The following is a 24,079-nucleotide window of genomic DNA, read 5'->3' as shown; positions in this document are numbered from 1 at the left end:
CAACCGAAAGTCCTTTCCGGTACGCGCCCGCAATATCGGTGCTGTGCTGCTGTCCCCTCCGCACTTGTGCACCATCCGTCTGGAGCACGTAAGATGAAAACCAGCCCTCACAGATTGCGGCTGATTCCGGCTGGCATCGACACCTACAGCCACCCCGTTGTCTATATGCACGCGGATTGCCACGTTTGTCAGGCCGAAGGTTTCCGGGCGCTTACGCGGGTGCGAATTGACTGCGGCCGCAAATGGGTAATTGCAACGCTGAACGTGGTAACCGGCGGCGGCTGGCTGCCGCCGGATGCTGCTGCTTTGTCAGATGCAGCTTGGCAGGCCTTGCAGCCCGGCCCTGATGCTATGGGACGGCTATCGCACCCGGAACCGCCAGCAGCCGCGTCTTTCATTCGTGCGAAAGTGTACGGCGAACGTCTTGAACAGTCGCAGTTCAGCACCATAATCGGCGATGCGCTGGCCCGCAGGCTTTCGGACCTGGACCTGGCTGCTTTTGTGACGGCCTGTGCCGGCGACCGGCTGGATATCGAAGAAACAATTGCTTTGACACGGGCCATGCAGGCCGCAGGCAAGACCCTGAGCTGGGGCAAGGAACTTGTGCTGGACAAACATTGCGTCGGTGGACTGCCCGGCAACCGGACCACGCCGATCGTGGTGGCGATTGCCGCCGCAGCCGGACACATCATCCCGAAAACGTCGAGCCGGGCCATCACATCACCCGCCGGGACCGCAGATGTCATGGGAGTTATGGCACCAGTGGAGCTGGATTTGACTGCAATGCGCCGGGTGATCGAGGCGCAGGGCGGCTGCGTTGTTTGGGGCGGCGGGCTTCATCTCAGTCCGGCAGATGACGTCGTGATCCGCATTGAACGGCCTCTGGATTTCGACAGCGACGGCCAGCTTGCGGCAAGTGTCTTGTCCAAGAAGGCCGCCGCAGGGGCCGATAGGGTGATCATCGATATTCCTGCAGGACCTACCGCCAAAGTCCGCTCTCCGGCAGCGGCCGCATCTCTGTCAGCGCGATTGAAAGCGGTTGCAGCAGCGATCGGGCTGGAGTTGAAAGTCCACGTCAGTGACGGCAGCCAGCCGGTGGGCTGCGGGATCGGTCCGGCACTGGAAGCGGCGGATGTGCTGAAAGTGCTGCGCCGGACACCGGATGCGCCTGCGGATTTGCGCACCCGGGCGCTGACGCTGGCGGGACAATTGCTTGATTTGGGCGGTGCTGCGGGAAACGGCGCAGACACCGCTGCAAAGCTGCTGGACAGCGGCGCCGCCGAGCAGCGTTTCATGGCAATATGCGAAGCGCAGGGCGGGTTTAGAGAACCGGAAGCCGCTGCGCACCGGACACTTGTGACTGCCGCGCACAGCGGGACAATCACCGCAATCGACAATCGCCTGATTGCCCGGATTGCCAAACTTGCAGGCGCACCGCAGCGCGCGCGCGCCGGGATTCTGCTGCTGGCCCGCCCCGGCGACAGAATTCAACGTGCCGAACCCCTGTTTGAAATCCACTCGGAAACCCCGGGAGAGCTTGCATATGCGCGGGACTATACCGCGCGCCAGACTGGCCCGTTCACCATCAGGAGGCAGCAATGACTCCCGTTCTTGCTCCGTTTTCCGCCATGATGCCTATGGGCGCCCGTCTTGCTCAATCGGTTGGCGCCCGGATCGTGCCAATCGGCTGGCGGCACTTCCCGGATGGTGAGAGCCTGATAACCGTGGAAGGGGACGTTGCGGGCTGCGATCTGGCCATATTGTGCACATTGCGGGATCCCGACCGGCATTTATTGCCGCTGCGTTTTGCGGCAGCCACCGCCCGTGAGATGGGAGCGGCCAGAATCGGGCTGATTGCGCCCTACCTTGGCTATATGCGCCAGGACCGGCGCTTTGCTGCCGGGCAGGCCGTCAGCGCGCCGTTGTTTGCAGCCTGCCTTGAGGAAAGCTTTGACTGGCTTATAACTGCGGATCCGCATCTGCACCGGATTCAGGATCTGGCAGAACTTTTTTCAGTTCCCACACGGCGGGTGGCCACAGCTCCGGCACTTGCCGATTGGATCGCCCGGAACGTCGCCGACCCCGTCCTGATCGGTCCCGATGAAGAAAGCCGGCAATGGGTGGCCGAGGTTGCGGCACAGGCCGGGTGCCGCTTCGAGGTGTTTCGTAAACACCGAAGCGGCGATCACCAGGTAGAAATCAGTGCCCCGTCCAGGGTAGCGCTGACGGCCGGTACTCCTGTCATTTTGGATGACATAGCCTCCTCCGGCGGCACATTGGTCAGAACCATCGAACAGTTGCCGCCTGTGCGGGAAAGCCCGCCAATCTGTGTGGTGATACATGCTGTGTTTGCTGACGGGGCCTATGCCCGAGTTTTAGCAGCGGGCGCCCGCAGGATTGTCTCCACGGACAGCATCCCTCACGAAAGCAACGGAATCAGCATCGCATCCTTATTGGCAGGCGCGTGGCGCAGCCTGCTTGAAACCGGTGAAAGACGCCAGGAACGCAGAGAAGTTCCTGGGTTTTCCCGGAGTTGACTTGGCGCAATGCCTGGACACGTGAAATCAGGAATGCTGACAGCATGTGGTGGCGCAATGGAAAACAACCGCGAGAATGAACCGAATGGGACCGGACCTCCATGGCAGCTGCCGCTGGTGCGGGGGCTGATCTGGGCTGCCCTTTTCGGCAGCCTGATGCTTTGGGCCCTGCTAAACTCAGGCGCTGGTGTTCAATCCGTGCCTTACAGCGAATTGAAAGCAATGGTTCAGCGCGGCGAGGTAACCCGAGTTTTACTGGAAGAATACAACATCACGGTAGTCAGCGGCAGTTCAAACGGAGCCGAACCCGTTCGTGCCGCCATCCCGGCCCAAGGCGACCCGGATCTGCTGCCGCTGCTTGAAGCCAAGGGGGTGGAATTACCGCCAAACCGCCGCGAGGCGTTTCGGTTCTGTCTTACATGCTGCCTTGGGTTTTGATCCTTGCGGTCTATCTCTGGTTTCAGCGGCGGATGTTCAGCCGGATCAGCGGCGGCCTGGGCCCACCAGGGCTGGGCGGGATCTTCAGCGGACGGTTCTCCAAACCCAGCGAAACCCGCCCGCAAACCACGTTTGATGACGTTGCAGGCCAGGAGCAGGCCAAACGCGAGGTGGCTGAGCTTGTCGAGTTCCTGCGCGAGCCCGACCGCTTCAGCAAAGTCGGCGCTGAGGTGCCGCATGGGGTTTTGCTGATGGGCCCGCCCGGAACCGGCAAAACCTTGCTGGCCAAGGCGCTCGCCGGTGAGGCGGGTGTGCCGTTCTTTTCTACTTCCGGATCAGAGTTCATCGAGGTCTTTGTTGGTGTCGGCGCCGGCCGGGTGCGGAAGATGTTCGAAGCCGCGCGCAAAGCCACCCCGGCGGTGATTTTCATTGATGAGCTGGACAGCATTGGCCGCACCCGCGGCACTGGGCTTGGCGGCGGCCACGATGAGCGTGAACAGACACTGAACCAAATCCTTGCAGAGCTTGACGGGTTTGAGGGAAAGGAAGCGGTGGTGGTGTTGGCCGCGACCAACCGGCCGGACGTGCTGGACCCGGCGCTGCTGCGCCCCGGCCGTTTCGACCGCCACGTCACACTGAACCTGCCCGATCTGCCGGCCCGACGCGCCATTCTCGATCTTCATGCCCGCGGCCTGCCGCTCTGCTGTCCTGACGATCTCAGCACCATCGCCGAAGGAACTCCCGGATTTTCCGGCGCTGACTTGAAAAACCTGTTGAACGAGGCCGCCATTAATGCAGCCCGGCGGCATGCCGCGGACATTACTAGTGCGGATCTTCAGGAAGCCCGGGATAAAGTGATGATGGGAACCGTGCGGACTCTGGCTCTCAAACCCGAAGAGCGGCACCGTTTGGCTGTGCATGAAGCCGGCCATACAGCTGCAGCCTTTTTTACCCCTGAAGCTGATCCGCTCTATAAGGTCACAATCATTCCACGCGGCCGCACCCTGGGCGGCACCCATATGCTGAGCCGCGAAGAGCACCATACCCTGCCGGAAGATTACCTGCGCGCCCAACTGATGATCCTGCTGGCCGGCCGTGCGGCAGAAAAGCTGTTGACCGGCACAGTCAGCTCCGGTGCGGATGACGACATCAACCGCGCAACCACGCTTGCCCGGTCCATGGTGGCACGCTGGGGCATGACTGAGGAAATCGGTCCGATTGACTTGCGGCAGAGTGAAGATCACCCCTTCCTAGGACAATCCATCGCCCAGCCGCGAGAGCATGCCGACGAGACAGCCGCTCAGGTGGATAGAGCGGTGATGAAACTGCTGAAAACAGCTGAGACGGCAGCTACGGAGCTTCTTCAAACCCATCGGGCAGGGGTCAGCCTCCTGGTTCACGAACTGGAAACGAGGGAAACGCTGAACTTTGAGGAAATCGAAACCTGTCTGACCTCGGGGAGCAAGGTCTGTCCCCTTAGCACATCAGCCTCTGACAGTATTCCCGGAAGTACCCGCCGTTAGACAATACTAAGCTTAAGGGGCCGGGCGTGCCGGCAGGTGAACGCCATACAGGCGCAGTCAGCCAGAGAGTTAAAACGATGAAGCCCAAGACGGCTGCGTCTGAGTATTCTGCATCTGATGCTGTTGCCGCGGCATAGCTGTTTGCGGCGAAGGCCCGAACGTCCTGCCGGCCTCTATCGCCAATGCCACGGTCGGGCTGCGTTGCGGTTGCAGTATGCCGACCACAGTCAGCTGGTGGCGCTGAAACGTGTTCAAGCAGCAAGCTTACATATTGCTGACGTTGGGAGACACTATTCAACTGCTGCCTAAGCTGTCACTGCAAGCCAATCTCGGCATTTTTGGAAGATGGGATGCAGAAAGGGTTTCTTGCTTGCAAAAGATCCGGATTTCAACGTCCTGCAACAAACGGCAAACCTGTGACGAGTTGCCTAAGCCCGAGAGCAGCCCCGGCAAATATCGCTGCGAAAGTGACGGGTGCGCTGTAGGCCAGAAGGGAGAAGGCCGAAATGCCCTGTCCGACGCTGCATCCGACAGCGATTACCGCCCCGGGCCCCATTATCGCGGCTCCCACCATTTGCCGCTTGAGCTCACGCGGATCCTCGCAAGCTTCCCAGCGAAAGTGGCCTTTGGACCAGGAGCCCAGGAAAGCACCAATGAGCACGCCGGAGACAGATCCGACTGCAAATGAAAGCGTGGTTCCCGATGCGGTCATGAGGTAGAGCATCGTGTCTCCCAAAGGTGCGGCGAAGGTATGGGTCTGTGCCGTTTCCCCGTCGAAACCATGGGTTGCGACCCAATATGTGCCGACCCAGCCGGACACGATTGCCAAGCCTACTGCACCTCCCCATAAGGCTTGCGAAGGACTGCTACGAAACCGGCGGCTTGCCATAGCGAAAACCACCAAGGCAGCACCGGTCAGCAAGCCGACAAATTCCGCTGGAATTGAAGTCAGCCGTTCAGCAAGAAAGCTGAGACTCTGAGTTTCGCTGAGATCCATTTCCACCGGGAAAACCCAGATCCGCATATGCGCCAGCGGACCCGACATGACGGCATAGGCTGAAAGGCCAATAATCAAAACGATGACAAAGGACCGCAAATCACCGCCGCCAAGCCGCGCCAGCGCGCCGTAGCCGCAGTTTCCGCTGATGGCCATGCCGTAACCAAACATCAGCCCCCCGATCACCGAGCCAATCGGGTTCCATGTTTGAGCCAGGTAACGGGTCCCTGACGGATCGAACCATTCAAAGGCCATTGCAGCATGGCTGCCAATGACGGCGACACCGATCGCAACAGCCCACATCCGCAGCCGACGGTCGTCATTCGCATAGAGGCAGTCTTCGATCGCTCCCAGAGTGCAAAAGCGGCCGATGCGGGCTGCCAGGCCCAGGACAATTCCGCCAAGAAGCCCGATCAAGGCCACGGAATTGGCATCTCCCAAGATTTCGAACATGGCCAGTCTCCTCCCAAAGCTGGCTGTGTTTCAAACAGGCCCTTATTTTTCCCGGCAGAACAGATCGTAGATGACTTCCAGGATCTTTGTGGATCGGTCGTCAGCCAATCTGTAATAGATCGCTTTTCCTTCGCGCCGCGTTTTGACGAGGCCTTCAAATCGTAAGCGGGACAATTGCTGGGATACCGCGGCCTGCCGGGCCGAAAGCATTTCCTCCATCTGCGTGACGGATTTTTCCCCCGACGACAAATAACACAAGATCATCAGGCGTCCCTCGTGGCTGATCGCCTTGAGGAAGTTCGATGCCGTTTCTGCATTCTCCATCATCCTGTCCAAGTCCTCGGCGCACATATCCTTGGAGAACACTGGCAGTTTCGAAGGTTTGTCCAACAAGATCGCCTCGCTTTCTTGGCTTCACGTATTCAAAACAATTTATGTGATCTGCTGCGCTTTAGCCAGAGGCCTCAATCGATACTCCTCTGCCGCGCAGCAGAACACCGAGCAGGCCCCAGAAAAAATCCTCGCCCGGATAGCCTTCGATGCGGCCTACCTCCTTGCCATTTTCAAGCAAGACAAAGGTCGGTGTGAAGTAGAGAGGTTTTTCCAGTGCAATATCCCCTGGTGTAGGGCGGTGAATGTCGTGACGCCGCAGGGGCGCAATCTTTCCTTCGGGGGTTTTTGGGTAAGTCCCGGAAATTTCGGAATCCCAGCGCGCGCACCACATGCAGCCGTTCTCTTCCGCCATCAGCAGTGTCATTTCAGCCCGTGAAACCATGGGCGCAGCCAGCAGCGCAACAGACAGCAGAAGGGGAAGGAAGCGACGCACTACAAGCTCCGATTGACGATGGGATTACACCTTTGTTAATTTGAATATGTGAATGATAGCATTCCTGGGCGGAATTGGCCATGCTCGACATTACTTTCGCAGGGGCGTTGGCCGCAGGCCTGCTGTCGTTTCTTTCCCCCTGCATATTGCCGATTGTCCCCTTTTACCTCAGCTATCTGGCTGGCGTAGGCATGGAGCAGATTTCGGCCGGTTCCGATGTTCCGGGGGCTGTCCGCCGCCGGGCAACATTGTCGGCGATGGCATTTGCCGCGGGCATCATAACGGTCTTCATGGCCCTTGGCGCTACGGCCTCGGTCTTCGGGCAGCTGGTCCGGGAGTACTTTGACATTCTGCGATGGATTGCGGCGGCAATCATCATTGCGATGGGTCTGCATTTTCTGGGCGTCATTCGGGTCGGAATTCTATATCGCCAGATCCGCGCGGATATCGGGGAGACCTCGGACGTCAGCCCTGCCGGAGCCTATGTCCTCGGCTTGGCTTTCGCGTTTGGCTGGACGCCATGCGTCGGGCCGGTTCTGGCTGCCATTCTGTTCACGGCCGCAGGAGCGGAAACCGCCTGGAGGGGAGCCGGTTTGCTGTTCGTCTATGGTGTCGGCATGACCGCACCGTTTGTTCTGGCGGCGCTTCTGGTGCAGCCATTCATGCAATGGATGGTGCGCTTCAGAAAACACCTGGGGCTGATCGAGAAGGCGATGGGCGGTCTGCTGATACTCTTCGGCCTGCTGATCGCAACCAACTCCATAAATCTGATCGCACAATGGATGCTGGACCACATGCCGTGGCTGGCAGCAATAGGCTAGTACGGGAGGAAGCCATGCAACGAATTCTTGTCTCCATGATAGCGTGCCTGATCGCCGGGGTGGTTTCTGCCGCAGAGGTTGGCGATGACGGCCTCCACAAAACGCCCTGGATGCGCGACACATTCAAGGACCTCCGCGAGGACCTTGAAGAGGCTTCCGGGGAAGGCAAACGGCTGGTGTTGTTCATCGAACAGCAGGGCTGCATCTACTGCAAGAAAATGCACGAGGAAGTTTTCCCGCAGCCTGACATGGCCGCTTACATCGAAGAAAACTTCTTTGCCGTTCAACTGGATTTGCACGGAAGCGCAACGGCGGTTGATTTTGACGGAGAGGAGAGCGAGCAAAGATCGCTGATGCGCAAATGGGGCATATTGTTCACGCCAACGCTCGTTTTCCTGCCCGGCGAGGTGCCTGAGGATGCCACGGCGATCGAAGCTGCAGTCGCAGTTATGCCGGGCGCGTTTTCCAAGGAAACCACCTTGGACCTTTTTACCTGGGTCAACGAGAAACGGTACGAGATTGAAAACGGGGAAGATTTTCAACGGTACCACGCACGGCGAATTCGTGAGCGCAACAATGTTGCTCAAGACTGATTTTGCTGGATACATATAAAAAAATTCATGAAAATGAATTTAATGTTGCGACATGCCTTGTTCGTCGACTACGGTACACAAAGTCGTTGGGCCGCAAAGCACTGCCGCGCGGCAGCAAATGGGAGGGATCATGAAGCTGAGACTCATTACTCTGGCCTGTGCATTGACAGGCGCTGCTGCCATCGCGGCGGAGACCAGTCCAAAGGAAATCCAATACGACGAGTATGGCGCCGTTGCGGAACCGCTGACCGGCGTCGCTGGTGACGCGGCCAACGGAGCGGTCATTGTTGGCGAAAAATCGAAAGGCAACTGTGTCGCCTGCCATGAGGTCACAGCCCTGGCAGATATTCCGTTTCATGGGGAAGTCGGCCCGATGCTTGACGGTGCCGGTGACCGGTGGACCGAGGCGGAGCTTCGCGGACTGGTGGCGAACGCCAAGATGACCTTTGAAGGAACGGTGATGCCGGCTTTCTACAAGGACGAAGGCTATATCCGCCCTGGCGACGGTTATACCGGCAAGGCTCCTTCTGCACCGCTGACCTCGATCCTGACCGCACAGGAAATCGAAGATGTCGTCGCATTTCTTGCGACGCTGAAGGAGCAGTGACCGTGTCCGCAAGCACGGAACCCGAAGGACGCAAAGGAGACTGAAGATGGAACTTACTCGTCGCGAGACGCTGGGCCTGGGCCTGGGCGCCGCGGTGCTGGCCGTGGCACCATTCCGCGCAAACGCGGCTGCTGAAGACGCGATTGCAGCATTCACGGGCGGAGCGGATATGGCCGAGGGCGGGGTAGCTTTGACGGCGCCGGAAATCGCTGAGAACGGCAACACCGTTCCGATCGAAGTCAGCGCCCCGGGTGCCACTGCGATCTTGGTTGTGGCTGCGGGCAACCCGGAGCCGGGCGTCGCAACCTTCAACTTTGGCCCGCTGGCAGCTGCACAGACCGCTTCCACGCGCATCCGTCTTGCTGGAACGCAGGATGTGATCGCGGTGGCCAAGATGGCTGATGGCAGCTTCGCCAAGGCCTCGGCGACCGTAAAAGTGACAATTGGCGGCTGCGGCGGCTGATCGCCTCGCGCCCTGAAGAACAGGAGATCACCCAATGGCATCCGGAGTTAAACCCCGCGTCAAGGTTCCAAAGACTGCCGCCGCAGGTGAAGCGGTCACAATCAAGACTCTCATCAGCCACAAGATGGAAAGCGGTCAGCGCAAGGACAAGGAAGGCAATGTCATTCCGCGTTCGATCATCAACCGTTTCACCTGTGAGTTCAACGGAGAGCTGGTGGTGGACGTGACGATGGAACCTGCGATTTCAACGAACCCCTATTTCCAGTTTGAGGCCACTGTGCCCGAAGCCGGGGAGTTCGTGTTCACCTGGTATGACGACGACGGCTCCGTCTACGACACCAAGAAGTCGATCGAGGTCGCCTGATGGTTCGGCCACTAAGGCAGATCAGCGCCCGCCTGTGAACGCTGGCGCTGGTTCACCAAGGGAGGAAAGCAATGAACAAAAAGGCACTTACGGCGATCGCGGCAGTTTTGGCCTATCCTGTTGCAGCGATAGCCGGTCCGGACGAAGACAAACTTGTGATCAATGAAGAACTGAACATGATCTCGGTGACGGAAGCGCCGGCGCATGCGGAAAACCTGGATACGATCTATTCCGGGTGGCATTTCCGTACCGACGAAACGCAGGCCTTGCAGACTGACGATTTTGACAATCCGGCAATGGTATTCGTCGATCAGGCCGCAGACCTTTTCGGAACTGTGGATGGAGCGGCTGGCAAGAGCTGTGCCTCCTGTCATGAAGACGTGGAAAGCTTCAAGGGCCTGCAGGCATCAATGCCCAAGGTCGATGCCGAAAGCGGCAAATTGGTTGTGATGGAGGACCTGATCAACAAGTGCCGGACCGATCGTATGGAAGCGGATGCCTGGAAATGGTCCGGTGCCGACATGCAGGGGATAGTTGCACTGATTGGCCTGCAGTCACGCGGCATGCCTGTGAACGTTGCCATTGATGGCGCCGCGGCCCCGTTCTGGGAGCAAGGTAAAGAGATGTATTATACCCGCTATGGCCAGTTGGAGCTCAGCTGCGCCAACTGCCATGAAGAAAACTGGGGCAATATGATCCGTGCCGACCATCTGAGCCAGGGTATGACCAACGGTTTCCCCACCTACCGGCTGAAACAGGCCAAGCTGATCTCGCGCCACAACCGGTTCCGCGGCTGTATCCGCGACACGCGCGCCGAAACGTTTGCCGAAGGTTCGGACGAGTTCCGGGCGCTGGAGCTCTATGTTGCATCGCGGGGCAACGGGCTTTCGGTCGAAACCCCTGCAGTCCGACAGTAACGCTGCGCCCGCGCCGGGGATGCCTGGCGCGGGCATTTCACACCAATAACATTCACATATTTAGATGTGAAAAGGGAAAGCCGAAGATGATTTCGCGACGTGACTTTCTGCAGGTTTCCATGGCGGCTTCGGCACTTTACGGGGTGTCCGGTTATGGGAATTGGGCCCGGCTGGCGGCGCAGCAAAGCCTGACCCAGGACCAATTGCTGGAATTCGAGACCTACGGCAACATAAGCCTGATCCATGTCACCGATATTCACGCGCAACTGAAGCCGGTATTTTTCCGCGAACCCGAAGTCAACCTTGGCATCGGGGATGCACGCGGGCAGATGCCGCATGTGACGGGCGCGGCCTTCCGCAAGGCCTACGGGATCGAAGACGGAAGCCCATCCGCTTATGCGCTGACCTACAACGATTTTACCTCGCTGGCGCGGACATACGGCCGGGTAGGGGGGCTGGACCGGGTTTCGACCGTCATCAACGCCATCCGCGCCGACCGCCCCGATGCGCTGCTGCTGGACGGCGGCGACACATGGCATGGGTCATACACCTGCTATCACACTGCCGGTCAGGACATGGTCAACGTGATGAACGCGCTGAAACCCGATGCAATGACGTTCCACTGGGAGTTCACCCTGGGCAGCGGCCGGGTCAATGAAATCGTCGAAGGGCTGCCATTTGCCGCCCTAGGGCAGAATATTTTCGACGCTGAATGGGACGAACCGGCTGAGCTGTTCAAGCCCTACAAGTTCTTCGACCGCGGCGGTGCCAAGGTTGCCGTGATCGGACAGGCGTTCCCGTACATGCCGATTGCGAACCCCAGCTGGATGTTCCCCGAATACTCCTTTGGAATCCGTGACGAGAACATGCAGGCCATGGTGGATGAAGTCCGCGACGCTGGCGCCGATGCGGTTGTCGTGCTCAGCCATAATGGTTTCGATGTCGATAAGAAGATGGCCGGACGTGTCCAAGGGATTGATGTGATCCTGAGCGGGCATACCCACGACGCGCTGCCAGAGCCGGTTCTGGTTAACAAAACGCACATCATTGCATCCGGCTCAAACGGCAAGTTCGTCAGCCGTGTGGACCTGGATGTGCGGGACGGCCGGATGATGGGCCTGAAGCACAAGCTGATCCCGATATTCTCGGACGTGATTGCGCCCGACCCGGCGATCACCTTACTGATTGATGAGCAGCGTGCGCCTTATGAAGCGGCGCTGAACGAAGTGATCGGAAAGACGGATACGCTGCTCTACCGGCGTGGCAACTTCAACGGCACCTGGGACGACCTGATCTGCGATGCGCTGCTGAGCGAGCGGGAAGCAGATATCGCGATGTCGCCAGGGGTGCGCTGGGGGCCTTCGATCCTGCCGGGTCAGGACATCACGCGCGAGGATTTGTGGAACGTTACCTCGATGACGTATCCGAATGCCTACCGGACTGAAATGACCGGTGAATTCATCCACGTTATCCTGGAAGACGTTGGCGACAACCTGTTCAACCCCGATCCCTATTACCAGCAGGGCGGCGATATGGTTCGTGTCGGCGGGCTTGGCTACCGCATCGACGTGGCCAAGCCGCAGGGGCAGCGGATCAGCAACATGACCCTGCTTAAAACCGGCGAGGCGATCGATCCGGCGAAAACCTACGTCGTGGCGGGCTGGGCCAGCGTCAATGAAGGCACCGAAGGCCCGCCGGTCTGGGACGTCGTTGAAAACCACATTCGCAATCAGGGCACGGTGACCGTCGGGCCGAATACATCAGTCGAGGTGATCGGCGCCTGATACCGGGGCCTCGTACGGCCTTGAAACGCCAGAACAAGATTTGCTGATCGAGTAACGGAGGCAAACAAAAATGAGTGCAAACTCCAGAGCAAAGGCACCCTCCCGCCGCCAATTCCTGAGCGGGGCAGCCGCCGTTGGAGTAGGGGCGGCTGCTGCCGGGACGGCCCGCGCCGCGGACCCGGATCCGCTGATCACCAACGTCCAGGAGTGGGCGCAGGTAACCGGAGAAGGCGTGGACGCAACGCCCTACGGTTTGCCGATCCAGTTTGAGAAGGACGTGGTGCGGCGCAACGTTGAATGGCTGACAGCCGACACGATCAGTTCGATCAACTTCACGCCGATTCATGCGCTGGACGGGACGATCACCCCGCAAGGCTGCGCCTTCGAACGGCACCATTCCGGCGCTATCGAGCTGAGCAAGGCGGACTACCGCCTGATGATCAACGGCCTGGTCGATACGCCGCTTGTCTTCACCTATGAGGATCTTGAACGCTTCCCGCGTGAGAACCGTGTCTATTTCTGCGAATGCGCGGCGAATACCGGCATGGAATGGGCGGGCGCGCAGTTGAACGGCGCGCAGTTCACGCATGGCATGATCCACAACATGGAGTATTCCGGCGTGCCGCTGCGCCTTTTGCTGGAGGAAGCCGGCGTCAAACCTGAAGGCAAGTGGGTCTATGTCGAGGGTGCTGATGCATCCTCCAACGGCCGCTCGATCCCGCTGGAAAAGGCGCTGGATGACGTGCTGGTTGCGTTCAAGGCCAACGGAGAGGCGCTGCGCAAAGAACACGGCTATCCTGTCCGGCTGGTGGTGCCCGGCTGGGAAGGCAACATGTGGGTCAAGTGGCTGCGCCGGGTCGAAGTGACCGGGATGGCCATTGAAAGCCGCGAAGAGACGTCCAAGTATACAGATACGCTCGAGGACGGCATGTCACGCAAGTGGACATGGGTGATGGACGCCAAATCGGTTGTCACGGCGCCCAGCCCGCAGGCGCCGATCGCGCATGGACCGGGGCCGCTGGTGATCACGGGTCTGGCCTGGTCCGGCCGCGGCTCGATCACCGGTGTCGACGTTTCTGTCGATGGCGGCAAGAACTGGATGCCCGCGCGTCTGGCAGCACCCGGTACCGACAAGGCGCTGACCCGGTTCTACCTGGACTACAACTGGGACGGATCGGAAATGCTGCTGCAGGCCCGCGCCAAGGATTCCACCGGATACGTCCAGCCCAGCAAAGCGCAATTGCGGGAGGTGCGTGGAGAGAACTCGATCTACCACAACAATTGCATCCAGACCTGGTGGATCAAGGAAAACGGAGAGGCGGAAAATGTCGAAGTATCATAAGCTGTTCGCTGCCTCAGCCCTTGGCCTGTGCCTGGCGGTTCCCGCATTTGCCGGGAGCCTCGGCCTTGGCCGTCCAGCACTGCCGGAAGAGATCGCTGCCTGGGACCTGGATGTTGCCCCGGATGTAACCGGACTTCCCGAAGGATCCGGCGACGTGTTCACCGGAGAGGAGGTTTTTGCCGAACATTGTGCCGTTTGCCACGGGGATTTTGCTGAAGGCGTCGGCAACTGGCCCAAACTGGCGGGCGGCGAAGGGACGCTTGCCGACAAGGATCCGCTAAAGACGGTTGGATCCTATTGGCCTTATCTTTCAACGGTCTGGGACTATGTGAACCGGTCAATGCCATTTGGAAACGCGCAGTCGCTGGAACCGGATGAGGTCTATGCGATCGTGGCCTACATCCTCTATTCCAACGACATCGTCGACGATGAATTCACGCTGACGCACGAGAATTTTCTCGAGGTGGACATGCCGAATGCCGACGGATTCATCGTGGATGACCGCGAAACCGCCGAGGCGCATTTCTGGATGGATGAGCCGTGCATGGAGGACTGCAAGGAAAATGTTGAAATCGCCATGCGGGCGGCCGTTCTGGACGTGACGCCCGAAGAGACAGGGGCCGTGGAAGTACAAGCATCTGAGCAGGAAGCCCCAGCAAAATCTGAAGGGGCTTCGGAAGGATCTGCGGAAGTTAAGGACACTGCAGTGCTTGACCCCGAGATGATCGAAAGCGGTGAAAAGGTTTTCAAGAAATGCAAGTCCTGCCATCAGGTTGGCGAAGGCGCCAAACATCGCACGGGTCCGGCCTTGAACGGGATTGCCGGTGCCACTGCGGGTGCCATCGAAGGCTTCAAATACTCCAAGGCGATGAAAGCGGCAGCTGAGGAGGGGCTTGTTTGGACCGACGAAGAGCTGGCTGCGTTCCTTGCCAAACCCAAGGCCTATATGAAGGGGACGCGGATGTCCTTTGCCGGCCTCGGGAAGCAGGACGAAATCGACGCGGTGATCGTATACCTCAAGTCATTCGGAAGCTGATCATGCGGTGGCCGGGCGCACAGGTGTTTGCTGCAGTGGCCGGGGTTCTTTCCCCCGCGGCCGGCAGTGCGGCAGAACTCGGTGACGCAGTAGCCGGAAAGCTTGTGTTCGAGAAATGCAAGGGCTGCCACCAGGTTGGAGAAGGTGCTGAAAGCAGGATCGGCCCGCATCTGAACGGCGTCTTTGGGCGCAAAGCAGCAGGGCTTGAAGGGTTCAATTACTCCAAGAGCCTTGAGCGTGCGGGAAACTCCGGCCTGGAATGGCATGCGGACACATTGTCGGCCTACGTTGAAAATCCGCGCTCATTTGCGTCGGGAACCCGGATGAGCTTTCCAGGACTGAAAGACCCGCAAGAGCGGGCAAATGTAATTGCTTACCTGCGCAAGTTCTCGGACAATCCGCAGGACATCCCGGAGGCTGACCCGACGGCCAAAGGAACGGACCACTCAGTGGATCCCGGGATTCTGGCGATTCAGGGCGACCCGGAATACGGCGCCTATCTCAGCAGCGAATGCACAACCTGCCATCAGATCGAAGGCGGCGATGAGGGCATCCCTTCCATCGTCTTTTGGCCGGATGAGGACTTTATCATTGCCATGCACGCCTACAAGGAGAAGCAGCGCCCCCATCCTGTGATGCAGATGATTGCCGGGCGCCTGAGCAACGAGGAAATCGCGGCCTTGGCCGCGTATTTCAAGAACCCGGAGTAAAAGTGGCAAAAGGGGAGGAAACGCAATGACACTCAACAGACGCACATTTCTTGGGACCGCCGGTGCAGTCGCTGCCGGGCTGTCGGCGCCGGCCGTCTTGGCGCAGGGCAAGCCGCGGGTTGTGGTTGTCGGCGGCGGGGCAGGCGGTGCAACCGCAGCCCGCTACATCGCCAAGGACAGCAAGGGCGAGATTGATGTCACGCTGATCGAACCGTCGCGGACCTATTACACCTGTTTCTTCTCCAACCTGTACCTGGGCGGTTTCCAGGAGCTTTCCGGCATCGCGCACAGCTATGGAACGCTGGCAGCCGGCTATGGTATCAACGTCATCCACGATTGGGCCACTGGGGTTGATCCTGATGCCAGGACCGTGTCCTTGGCTGGTGGCGGAACCGTCCCCTATGACAAGCTGATCCTGAGTCCGGGTATCGACTTTGTTGATGGAGCGGTAGAGGGGTGGGATGTCTCGGCACAGAACAAGATGCCCCATGCCTACAAGGCCGGTTCCCAGACGGAGCTTCTGAAGGCGCAGATCATGGCGATGCCCGAAGGGGGAACCTTTGCGATGGTGGCGCCGCCGAACCCGTACCGCTGCCCGCCGGGACCCTATGAGCGGGTTTCGATGGTGGCGCATGTTTTGAAAGCCAGCAACCCGGCCGCAAAGATCATTGTCGCCGATCCCAAGCCCAAATTCTCCAAGATGGCTCTGTTCCAAGAAGGCTGGGCAAACCACTACGAAGGAATGGTTGACTGGATTGGAGAGGATTTCGGCGGCGGCAACGTTTCTGTGGACCCGGATGCCATGACGGTGACCATCGACGGAGAAGAAACCAAGGTTGACGTCTGCAATGTGATCCCGGCGATGAAAGCAGGCCGCATTGCGGAAATGGCGGGGGTGACCGATGGCAATTGGGCTCCTGTGAACGCAGCCGACATGTCGTCGAAGGCAAATCCTGACATCTACGTCCTTGGTGATGCAAGCCAGCAGGGCGATATGCCGAAATCCGGCTTCTCTGCCAATAGCCAGGCGAAGGTTTGCGCGAATGCCGTTCGCGGCGCGCTCACCGGGTCCAAGGTTTTTCCGGCCAAGTTCTCGAACACTTGCTGGTCGCTGATCGGCACCGATGACGGGGTCAAGGTCGGTGCGACCTATGAGGCCACTCCAGAAAAAATCGCCAAGGTGGATGGTTTTATCAGCCAGACCGGCGAAGACGCCAACCTGAGGAAAGCCACCTACGAAGAATCGCTTGGCTGGTACGCGGGCATCACCTCGGACATGTTTGGATAGGGAAACAGAGGGCGGCCGTTGCCATGGCACTGCCGCTCTATACGTGAACAGCGGGTCTGGAGGAGGAATACGATCATGAACCACTATGTTGCGGCCGCTGCAATCGCTGGCGTTTTGGCAAGCCAGGCCATTGCCGGAGAGATTGTCACAGTCCCCTTTGACGGCAGTTTTGATGACGCCACATTTGCAGTTGAATCTGCAATTGTCGGTCAAGGGCTGGTCATTGACTACGTGAGCCACGTTGGCGAGATGCTGAACCGGACTGGTGCCGATGTTGGAAGCGATAAACAGATCTTCTCTGCCGCGGATATCTTTATCTTCTGCTCAGCAAAAATCTCGCGTGAAGTGATGGAAGCTGACCCGATGAACATCGGTTATTGCCCTTACGGAATATTTGTCGCCGAGGACGAAAGCGGAGTTCAGGTCGGCTACCGGAGCTATCCGGACGGTCCGATGGGCAAGGTCGAGGCCCTGCTGTCGGAAATCGTCGAAGAGGCTGTTGGAAACTGAAGAGAAATGCGGCCAGCCGCCGGGAGAGGTGGAGCGGCAGGTTCTTCTTTGAGCAGGCTGTGGACCTTGCCCCGTCCGCGAGCAGGCCAGCGGCCGCGCAGGCGGCATTTGACAAAAGACAAGGACAGCCACGTAACCGAGTGAGAGTTTCTATCCATGGAGGTGCTCATCGATCTGCTGGGGGATGCCGGTGCTTTGGCCGTTGCCGGGCTGGTTGTTGGCATCATGTTCGGGGCCGCAGCACAGAAATCCCATTTCTGTTTGCGCGCTGCCACGGTTGAAGTCGCCGACGGTCGGCTTGGGCCCCGCTTGGCGGTTTGGCTGATTGCCTTCATGTCGGCACTGTCTCTTGTTCAGGGATCTGTTGCCCTGGATTTTCTGGAGCTGTCCGGCACGCGTGCGATCGCTTCAACAGGCAGCATCAGCGGTGCCTTGATCGGCGGCGTGATGTTCGGCACCGGAATGGTTTTGGCGCGCGGATGCGCGTCGCGCCTGCTGGTTTTGGCCTCTTGCGGCAACTTGCGGGCATTGGTCACGGGGCTGATCCTGACACTCGTGGCACAAGCGGCTTTTACGGGTGTGCTCAGCCCAGTACGTGAGGCGCTCGCCGGTATGTGGATGGTCTCTGGCGGCGCGGCGCGGGATCTGTCCATGATATTTGGCTTACCAACGGCTGTTTACACCATTTTGGCAATGGCAGGATTCCTGCTGGCAATAGCGTTTGCAGTCGCGCAGAAGGTGCCCGTGGCAACGATGGTGCCAGCTGCGGGTGTCGGGGGAGCGGTGGCGATTGGCTGGCTGATGACGTTTGCGATTGCCCAAACATCGTTTGAAATCGTGCCGGTATCGTCAGTCACGTTCACCGGCCCTGCCACGGATACCCTGATGGCGCTGGTTGCGGAGCGGAACGTGGAACTGTCTTTTGGCATTGGCCTCGTTCCCGGGGTCGCAATGGGCGCCGCTGCATCAGCCATTCATTCGGGTGACTGGAAAATTGAAAGGTTCGGCGCAGACACTCCGATGGAACGGTATCTCGCCGGGGCCGTCCTTATGGGCTTCGGAGCAATGCTAGCAGGGGGCTGTGCGGTTGGTGCCGGCCTGTCTGGCGGGTCGGCCTTTTCACTGACCGCATGGATAGCAGTGTTCGCGATGTGGGCTGGTGCAGTTGCCACGCATCGGCTGATGAAGCGGCTTCCGGTTCCACAGAGATCCTGAGTTATTCAAATTCCATTTGCTCGTAGACACGGCCGGCATTCTTTGCTGCCAGTTCCTCGAATGTATCCAGATGGGCGTAGGGTGACTGGTCAACGTAATAGGCTTCGGCCAGATTTCCGCCGGCGTCCATATGTTCCTGAATTCTGCTGCGCAGGTATCTTAGATAACCGCGTGTATACCTGCGGACCTGATCCATGTTCGTCGGATGGCCATGCCCCGGGATGACATAGGTGGCGCCCAGAGGTTCAAACGCATTGTCCCAGGTTTCAAGCCAATCCGCTGTGTAGGTTTCCTGAAAGATCGGCAGCATCCGCTCGTGAAAGGCCATGTCGCCCGCAATGACGAGGCTTTGGTTGGGCAGCCATATCGAAATATCTCCGGGGCTGTGCGCAGGCCCGAGGTATCTGGCTTCGATGCGGAACTCGCCCATTTCGACCACGTATTCGTCGTCGAACGTCTCGGTCGGGCCCGCCAGATAAGTGCCCTCTGCCTTATCCTGGTTGTATTTCTTCATCTGATCGAGGATCTGCGGGCCATATTCCTCGAACTCCGCCGCGGCATCCGTATGGGCAATTATGGGCACACCGATCTGAGACCAGTAGCCATTACCGAGCATCGCATGCCCCTGTCCGTTTTCATTGAAGACAAGCTTGACCGGCTGATCGGTGACAGCCTGAATTTCCCGGTGAAGAGCCTCGGCAAGCGTATATGCCGCACCACTGTTCACAACGACAACGCCTTCTCCCGTCACAATGAAGCTCAGATTGTTGTTGTGGCCTGAGTTTTCATAAGTAGGCGGCGCGGTTGCGCCAATGGCGGAAAACACGCCAGGAATGTACTCGACCGGTTTTGAGTACAGCACACTTTGCGGATACTGGTCTGCGATATCTTCGCTGGCCCAAGCTGGCAGGGCCAAAGCGGCAACAATCAATACAATCCGATTCATGACGGCTCCCCGATAAAGCGATAGGCCGAACCAGCCTTTTCAACGCGGCCAAATCCGCCGCTTGGCAGGTGAAAGCCAACGAGCCTCATCTGCTCTGCCAAAATCTGTTCCAGCAGCGATTTTCGGGCGGTTGCCGCGGCCTTTGGATCCTGATCTGTGCCATTGAGCCAACCGGGACGTTCGAACGCGACATGAGGGTTGCCGAGCGCATCTCCGACAACCATCACCGCGTCGTTGCCTTTGCGGACCTCAAACGCCATATGACCGGGCGTGTGACCGTAGGCTGCGCGTGCTGCGATACCGGGGAGGATCTCCTGCCCGTCATCAAAAAACTCGACCTGATCTTCGATTGCTTCCATACGCCGCTTCGCACCTGCAGCGAATGATGCGCGATCGGCCCCAATGGAATCCACTGTTGCAGGGTTCCACCAGTAATCCCACTCTTTCCGGCCAAAGAGATGAACGGCCTTGGGAAAGAACGGGTCATCAAAACCATCCAGAACTCCCCAGATGTGATCCGGGTGGGCATGTGTGAGTACAACGTGTGTGATTTCATCGGGGGACAAGCCAATCGCGTCGAAAGTTTCCGGAAGCTTGCCGGATGTGGCCATGAAATCCGGTCCGGCGCCCGCGTCGAACAACACCGTGTTTTCCCCATCACGGTACAACACAACGTTGCAATTTGGCTCATACTTGCTGAGGCTGGTCTGATGGCGGGCCAGCAGCTCTTCGAGTTCTTTCTGCGGCATCGCCCCGAACACCATTTCAGGCGGTAATGACAAGTACCCGTCCGATAATGTTGTGATCCATGCTGACGAACCAAGCGGCAAATCTGCACGCACAATCTCAGCCTGACTGCCAAGAGCCGCCAGACAGGCGCCTTGGTACAGAAAAATGCGGCGGGAAAGTTGTTGTTTTCTGCCCATACATAATCAATAATTTGAATGTTATTGTTTGTAAATGCTGAGTACGTGCATTCTGGCACAGTTTTTGCAGGCGGTTTGAAGGACGGCCAGTGCAGCCTGCGCCAGCTTGGATGCCCGCCGCAGGCGAGTTTTCAATGCTCTGGGGCGAAGACACGCCCTGAGGATGCCCGTTAAGAAAACGCGGTTATGCAATGTGCCATTGCCGGTTCGCAAGGCTTGGATATCAGGGGCACGCACTGGCCCCGGAGACAGGGGAACCGCCGGCCTGCGGCGTTGGCACGGTTGCCGGATGCGGCCTGATTGCGGCAGGCTGGGAGCAGCAGCCGGTTGGGTCAGCGGAGGTCGGAGCATGGGAGAGCCTGTTGAGGAGCGCGGCGGCGGGCCGCTTTGCGGGCTGACGCGGCAGCAGGCTGAGGCGGCGCGGCGGACGTTTGGCTGGAACGAGCTGCCGCGGGGCCGGCGCACCGGGCCGCTGAAAGTGTTCCTGCGCCAGTTCAGCAATTTTCTGGTGCTGATCCTGATTGCCGCTGGGATCATCGCCTTCACGCTGGGCGAATATGCGGACACGCTGGCGATCGGGCTGGTGATCGGGCTGAACGGGATCCTGGGCTTTGTGCAGGAATGGCGGGCGGAGACTGCGCTGGAAAGCCTGCGCAGCATGCTGTCGCCGCAGGCGCTGGCGGTGCGGGACGGGCGCGAGCAGGTGATTGAGGCGCGCGAGCTGGTGCCGGGCGATCTGATCATCCTGGAGGCGGGCGCCCGGGTGCCCGCCGATGCGCGCCTGCACGAAGCCGCCGGGCTGCGGCTGGATGAAAGCGCCCTGACCGGGGAATCGGTTCCGGTGGACAAGGCGCCCGGGGAAGACGCCGCGGAGGTGTTTGCCGGCACGGTGGTGGCGGCGGGGCGGGCGCTGGCGGTGGTCACGGCGACCGGCGCGCGCACCGCCTTCGGGGAGATCGCGGCGCTGACCGGGGCGGTGGGGCTGAAGAAGACCAATCTGCAGGTGCAGCTGGGCCGCCTGGCGCGGCAGCTGGGGTTTGCGGCGCTGGCCATCGCCTCCGCGATCCTGGCGCTGGGGCTTTACATGGGGCGGGACGCGGCGGAGATGTTCATGACCGGCCTGTCGCTGTCGGTGGCGATGGTGCCGGAGGGGCTGCCCGCGGTGGTCACCATCACCCTGGCGCTGGGGGCGGCGGCGATGGTGCGCCAGAAGGCGCTGGCGCGCCGCCTGCAGGCGGTGGAAACGCTGGGTGCGGCCTCGGTGATCTGCACCGACAAGACCGGCACCCTGACCGAGAACAAGATGACCGTGACCCGGGTCTGGACGCTGGACCGCCTCTATCAGGTCACCGGCACCGGCTATGACCCGGCCGGCCATATTGCCTGGGAAGGGGCGGTCACCGGTGCGCGGGAGGATGCGGTGCTGGCGCAGCTGCTGGAAGCGGGGCTGACCTGCACCCATGCCAGCCTGCACCGCGAGGGCGGCCACTGGCAGATGACCGGCGCCCCGACCGAGGGCGCGCTGGTCACCCTCGGCTACAAGGGCTGGGCGGAACTGCCGCCGCCGGATGCGGTGGCGGCGGAGATCCCGTTCAGCAGCGAGCGCAAGCGGATGAGCGTGCTGGTGCGGGGCAGCAGCGGCGAAAAGGTTCTGACCAAGGGCGCGCCGGAGCAGGTTCTGGGCATCTGCACAGAGGTGCTGACCCAGGACGGCCCGCGGAAGCTGGGTGCGGAGGAAGCGGCAGCCATCACCGAAGCCTATGAGGCGATGGCCGCGGAGGGGCTGCGGGTGATCGGCCTGGCAGCCGGGGCGGCGCAGGGCGGGGAGATCCGCGAGCAGGATATGACCTTCCTCGGGCTGGCCGGGCTGATCGACCCGCCGCGGCCGGAGGTGCGGGCCGCAATCGGCGCGGCCCGGTCGGCGGGCATCCGGGTGATCATGATCACCGGCGACAGCCCGCTGACCGCTGAGGCGATTGCCGCCCAGCTGGGCCTGCCTGCCGGAAAGACCCTGACCGGCGATGCGCTGGAGGCGCTGGAGGATGCGGAGCTGGACCAGCTCTTGCAGCAGGATGTGCTGTTTGCCCGCACAAGGCCCGCCCACAAGATGCGGATCGTCTCCGCCCTGCAGGGGCAGCATCAGATCGTGGCGATGACCGGCGACGGGGTGAACGATGCGCCGGCCCTGAAGCAGGCCGACATCGGCGTCTCGATGGGGGTGCGGGGCACGGATGTGGCCAAGGATGCCTCCGACCTGGTGCTGCTGGACGATAATTTCGCCACCATCGTGCGGGCCATCGGCGAGGGGCGGCGGCAGTTCACCAATGTGCGCAAATTCGTGCGCTACCTGCTGTCCTCCAACGCGGGCGAGGTGATTGCGCTGCTGATCAACATCCTGATCGGCGGGCCGCTGATATTCCTGGCCACCCAGATTCTGTGGATGAACCTGGTCACGGACGGGGTGACGGCGGTGGCGCTGGGGCTGGAGAAGGGCGAGCCGGACCAGATGGAGCATCCGCCGCGCAGGAAAGACACGCCGATCGTGGGGCAGGGCGGGTTGCTGACCATTCTGGCGCTGGGGCTTTATACCGGGCTCGCCAGCCTGTGGCTGTTCCTGCATCTGCTGGACGGCAACGAGGATCTGGCCCGCACCGCCGCCTTTACCGCCATGGTGGTCTTTGAGAAGGCCAGCGTCTTTGCCTTCCGCTCGCTGCATCTGCCGTGCTGGCGGATCGGGTTCTTCAGCAATCCGCTGCTGCTGGCGGCGCTGGCGGTGACCATCGGGGCGCAGGCGGCGGCGGTGTACTGGCCGCCGCTGCAGGTGCTGCTGCACACGGTGCCGCTGCAGGCGGAGCAATGGGGGCTGATCGCGCTGCTGGTGCTGCCGGTCCTGCTGGTGCCGGAGATGCTGAAAACCCTGCGCTACCTTGCCGGGCGCCGCCGCCAGGGGCGGGCAGCCGTGGCGGCTTGACCTCCCTCAATGCGGCGGCGGATGTGCCGGTCCATGCTGCGGGCATGAAGGGCGACCACGGGCACAGCAAGGAAGAAATCGCGCGCCGCCTGGCCGGCAGCAACGGCACCGGGCGGCTGCGGGACGCGGTCTACGGCGGCATTGACGGCGCGGTCACCACCTTTGCGATTGCCGCGGGCGTCGAGGGGGCCGGGTTCTCGCCAGCCGTGATCATCGCCCTGGGCATTGCCAACGTGCTGGCGGACGGGTTTTCCATGGCGGCGGCCAACTACCTGGGCACCAAGGCGGATCTGGACGACCGGCGGCGGCTCTACAAGGTGGAGAAACGCCATATCCGCCAGTATCCTGAGGGCGAGCGCGAGGAGCTGCGCCAGATCTTCCAGGAGCTGGGGCTGAGCGGCGAGGTGCTGGAAGGGGCGGTGCGGTCGGTTGCCGCCAAGCCGGAGAAATGGGTGTCGCTGATGCTGACCAGCGAATACGGGCTGGCGCCGGCCGAGCCCAACCCGGTGGCGGCGGCGCTGACCACCTTTGCCGCCTTCATGGCAGCGGGCATCGTGCCGCTCTTGCCCTTCATGCTGGGGCTGCCGGATCCGTTTCTGACGGCGGCCCTTGCCACCGGGGCGGTGTTTTTCGGCATCGGCGCCAGCAAGAGCGCCTGGTCGCTGGCGCCCTGGTGGAAATCCGGGCTGGAGACGCTGCTGATCGGCTCCTGTGCCGCTGCGGTGGCCTATCTGGCGGGCAGCCTGTTCCGGGCTTGAGCCGGATCAAGAGGGGGCGGGCCGGTTTGGCCCTAAAATGCAGGCCGGAGGGGA

General features: G+C 60.4%; 24 protein-coding genes. 19 read left to right on the top strand and 5 right to left on the bottom strand.

The genetic code is table 11. The features are described 5' to 3' along the window. The first annotated feature begins 93 nt into the window (after positions 1–93). The 4 genes from LHL23_RS19650 to ftsH are packed head-to-tail and all read left to right on the top strand — an operon-like array spanning position 94 to position 4,498. On the top strand, positions 94–1,602 hold the full coding sequence (locus LHL23_RS19650; protein WP_226431190.1) for a thymidine phosphorylase family protein: 1,509 nt from the start codon (positions 94–96) through the stop codon (positions 1,600–1,602). Further along, positions 1,599–2,537 (top strand): ribose-phosphate diphosphokinase, encoded by a 939-nt coding sequence (locus tag LHL23_RS19645; protein WP_226431189.1) that lies wholly within the window; start codon positions 1,599–1,601, stop codon positions 2,535–2,537. The genes LHL23_RS19650 and LHL23_RS19645 overlap by 4 nt, the downstream gene beginning before the upstream one ends. A gap of 57 nt (positions 2,538–2,594) precedes the next feature. Then, positions 2,595–2,975: an ATP-dependent metallopeptidase FtsH/Yme1/Tma family protein gene (locus LHL23_RS19640; RefSeq protein WP_226431188.1), complete on the top strand. Its 381-nt coding sequence runs from the start codon at positions 2,595–2,597 to the stop codon at positions 2,973–2,975. After that, positions 2,957–4,498 carry an ATP-dependent zinc metalloprotease FtsH gene (gene ftsH, locus LHL23_RS19635; RefSeq protein WP_226431187.1) on the top strand — a complete coding sequence of 514 codons (1,542 nt, stop codon included), beginning with the start codon at positions 2,957–2,959 and terminating at the stop codon, positions 4,496–4,498. The genes LHL23_RS19640 and ftsH overlap by 19 nt, the downstream gene beginning before the upstream one ends. A 388-nt stretch (positions 4,499–4,886) precedes the next feature. Here the strand turns inward: ftsH and LHL23_RS19630 are convergent, their stop codons facing one another. The 3 genes from LHL23_RS19630 to LHL23_RS19620 form a co-directional block, all read right to left on the bottom strand. Then, a complete protein-coding gene (locus LHL23_RS19630) occupies positions 4,887–5,948 on the bottom strand; it encodes a YeeE/YedE family protein (RefSeq protein ID WP_226431186.1) in 1,062 nt (353 codons plus the stop codon). Between the two features lie 42 nt (positions 5,949–5,990). Next, a complete protein-coding gene (locus LHL23_RS19625) occupies positions 5,991–6,299 on the bottom strand; it encodes an ArsR/SmtB family transcription factor (RefSeq protein ID WP_222482482.1) in 309 nt (102 codons plus the stop codon). A 100-nt stretch (positions 6,300–6,399) separates the two neighbouring features. Next, positions 6,400–6,705 (bottom strand): hypothetical protein, encoded by a 306-nt coding sequence (locus tag LHL23_RS19620; RefSeq protein WP_226431185.1) that lies wholly within the window; start codon positions 6,703–6,705, stop codon positions 6,400–6,402. Positions 6,706–6,854: 149 nt separating this feature from the next. Here LHL23_RS19620 and LHL23_RS19615 point away from each other — a divergent pair, with 149 nt between their 5' ends. From LHL23_RS19615 to LHL23_RS19555, 13 genes are all read left to right on the top strand, one after another. Further along, on the top strand, positions 6,855–7,595 hold the full coding sequence (locus LHL23_RS19615; RefSeq protein WP_226431184.1) for a cytochrome c biogenesis CcdA family protein: 741 nt from the start codon (positions 6,855–6,857) through the stop codon (positions 7,593–7,595). A gap of 14 nt (positions 7,596–7,609) precedes the next feature. Further along, positions 7,610–8,188 (top strand): thioredoxin family protein, encoded by a 579-nt coding sequence (locus LHL23_RS19610; RefSeq protein WP_222482465.1) that lies wholly within the window; start codon positions 7,610–7,612, stop codon positions 8,186–8,188. Between the two features lie 130 nt (positions 8,189–8,318). Then, positions 8,319–8,795 carry a sulfur oxidation c-type cytochrome SoxX gene (gene soxX, locus LHL23_RS19605; protein WP_222482466.1) on the top strand — a complete coding sequence of 159 codons (477 nt, stop codon included), beginning with the start codon at positions 8,319–8,321 and terminating at the stop codon, positions 8,793–8,795. A 46-nt stretch (positions 8,796–8,841) separates the two neighbouring features. Continuing rightward, on the top strand, positions 8,842–9,258 hold the full coding sequence (soxY, locus tag LHL23_RS19600; RefSeq protein ID WP_222482467.1) for a thiosulfate oxidation carrier protein SoxY: 417 nt from the start codon (positions 8,842–8,844) through the stop codon (positions 9,256–9,258). Between the two features lie 34 nt (positions 9,259–9,292). Continuing rightward, complete coding sequence (gene soxZ, locus LHL23_RS19595) at positions 9,293–9,622, top strand: thiosulfate oxidation carrier complex protein SoxZ (RefSeq protein WP_222482468.1); 330 nt, start codon at positions 9,293–9,295, stop codon at positions 9,620–9,622. A gap of 71 nt (positions 9,623–9,693) precedes the next feature. After that, positions 9,694–10,539: a sulfur oxidation c-type cytochrome SoxA gene (gene soxA / locus LHL23_RS19590; protein ID WP_226431183.1), complete on the top strand. Its 846-nt coding sequence runs from the start codon at positions 9,694–9,696 to the stop codon at positions 10,537–10,539. Between the two features lie 86 nt (positions 10,540–10,625). Beyond that, positions 10,626–12,323: a thiosulfohydrolase SoxB gene (gene soxB, locus LHL23_RS19585; RefSeq protein WP_226431182.1), complete on the top strand. Its 1,698-nt coding sequence runs from the start codon at positions 10,626–10,628 to the stop codon at positions 12,321–12,323. Positions 12,324–12,393: 70 nt separating this feature from the next. Next, positions 12,394–13,665, top strand: a complete 1,272-nt coding sequence (gene soxC / locus LHL23_RS19580) for a sulfite dehydrogenase (protein WP_226431181.1) — start codon at positions 12,394–12,396, stop codon at positions 13,663–13,665. Beyond that, entirely contained in the window at positions 13,649–14,701 is a 1,053-nt protein-coding gene (locus tag LHL23_RS19575; protein WP_226431180.1) for a c-type cytochrome, read from the top strand. Before soxC ends, LHL23_RS19575 begins: the two co-directional genes overlap by 17 nt. A gap of 2 nt (positions 14,702–14,703) precedes the next feature. After that, positions 14,704–15,411, top strand: a complete 708-nt coding sequence (locus LHL23_RS19570; protein WP_226431179.1) for a c-type cytochrome — start codon at positions 14,704–14,706, stop codon at positions 15,409–15,411. A 25-nt stretch (positions 15,412–15,436) separates the two neighbouring features. Beyond that, positions 15,437–16,699, top strand: a complete 1,263-nt coding sequence (locus LHL23_RS19565; RefSeq protein ID WP_226431178.1) for an NAD(P)/FAD-dependent oxidoreductase — start codon at positions 15,437–15,439, stop codon at positions 16,697–16,699. Positions 16,700–16,774: 75 nt separating this feature from the next. Beyond that, complete coding sequence (locus tag LHL23_RS19560; protein WP_226431177.1) at positions 16,775–17,209, top strand: DUF302 domain-containing protein; 435 nt, start codon at positions 16,775–16,777, stop codon at positions 17,207–17,209. Between the two features lie 156 nt (positions 17,210–17,365). Then, positions 17,366–18,424 carry a YeeE/YedE family protein gene (locus LHL23_RS19555; protein ID WP_226431176.1) on the top strand — a complete coding sequence of 353 codons (1,059 nt, stop codon included), beginning with the start codon at positions 17,366–17,368 and terminating at the stop codon, positions 18,422–18,424. A gap of 1 nt (position 18,425) precedes the next feature. On the opposite strand, the gene LHL23_RS19550 is transcribed toward LHL23_RS19555, so the two are convergent. Further along, on the bottom strand, positions 18,426–19,370 hold the full coding sequence (locus tag LHL23_RS19550) for an MBL fold metallo-hydrolase (RefSeq protein WP_226431175.1): 945 nt from the start codon (positions 19,368–19,370) through the stop codon (positions 18,426–18,428). Continuing rightward, positions 19,367–20,296, bottom strand: coding sequence for an MBL fold metallo-hydrolase (locus LHL23_RS19545; RefSeq protein WP_226431174.1), 930 nt, complete (start codon positions 20,294–20,296; stop codon positions 19,367–19,369). The genes LHL23_RS19550 and LHL23_RS19545 overlap by 4 nt, the downstream gene beginning before the upstream one ends. A 349-nt stretch (positions 20,297–20,645) precedes the next feature. Here LHL23_RS19545 and LHL23_RS19540 point away from each other — a divergent pair, with 349 nt between their 5' ends. Both LHL23_RS19540 and LHL23_RS19535 read left to right on the top strand, forming a co-directional pair. After that, a complete protein-coding gene (locus tag LHL23_RS19540; protein WP_226431173.1) occupies positions 20,646–23,267 on the top strand; it encodes a cation-translocating P-type ATPase in 2,622 nt (873 codons plus the stop codon). A gap of 44 nt (positions 23,268–23,311) precedes the next feature. After that, positions 23,312–24,025, top strand: a complete 714-nt coding sequence (locus tag LHL23_RS19535) for a VIT1/CCC1 transporter family protein (RefSeq protein ID WP_226431236.1) — start codon at positions 23,312–23,314, stop codon at positions 24,023–24,025. Positions 24,026–24,079 lie beyond the last annotated feature (54 nt).

Origin of the sequence: Leisingera sp. McT4-56 (assembly GCF_020514995.1) — a bacterium.
Classification (GTDB): Bacteria; Pseudomonadota; Alphaproteobacteria; order Rhodobacterales; family Rhodobacteraceae; genus Leisingera; species Leisingera aquaemixtae_A.
Note: the sequence above shows the minus strand (reverse complement) of the source record. Positions and strands in the feature narration are given on the sequence as shown.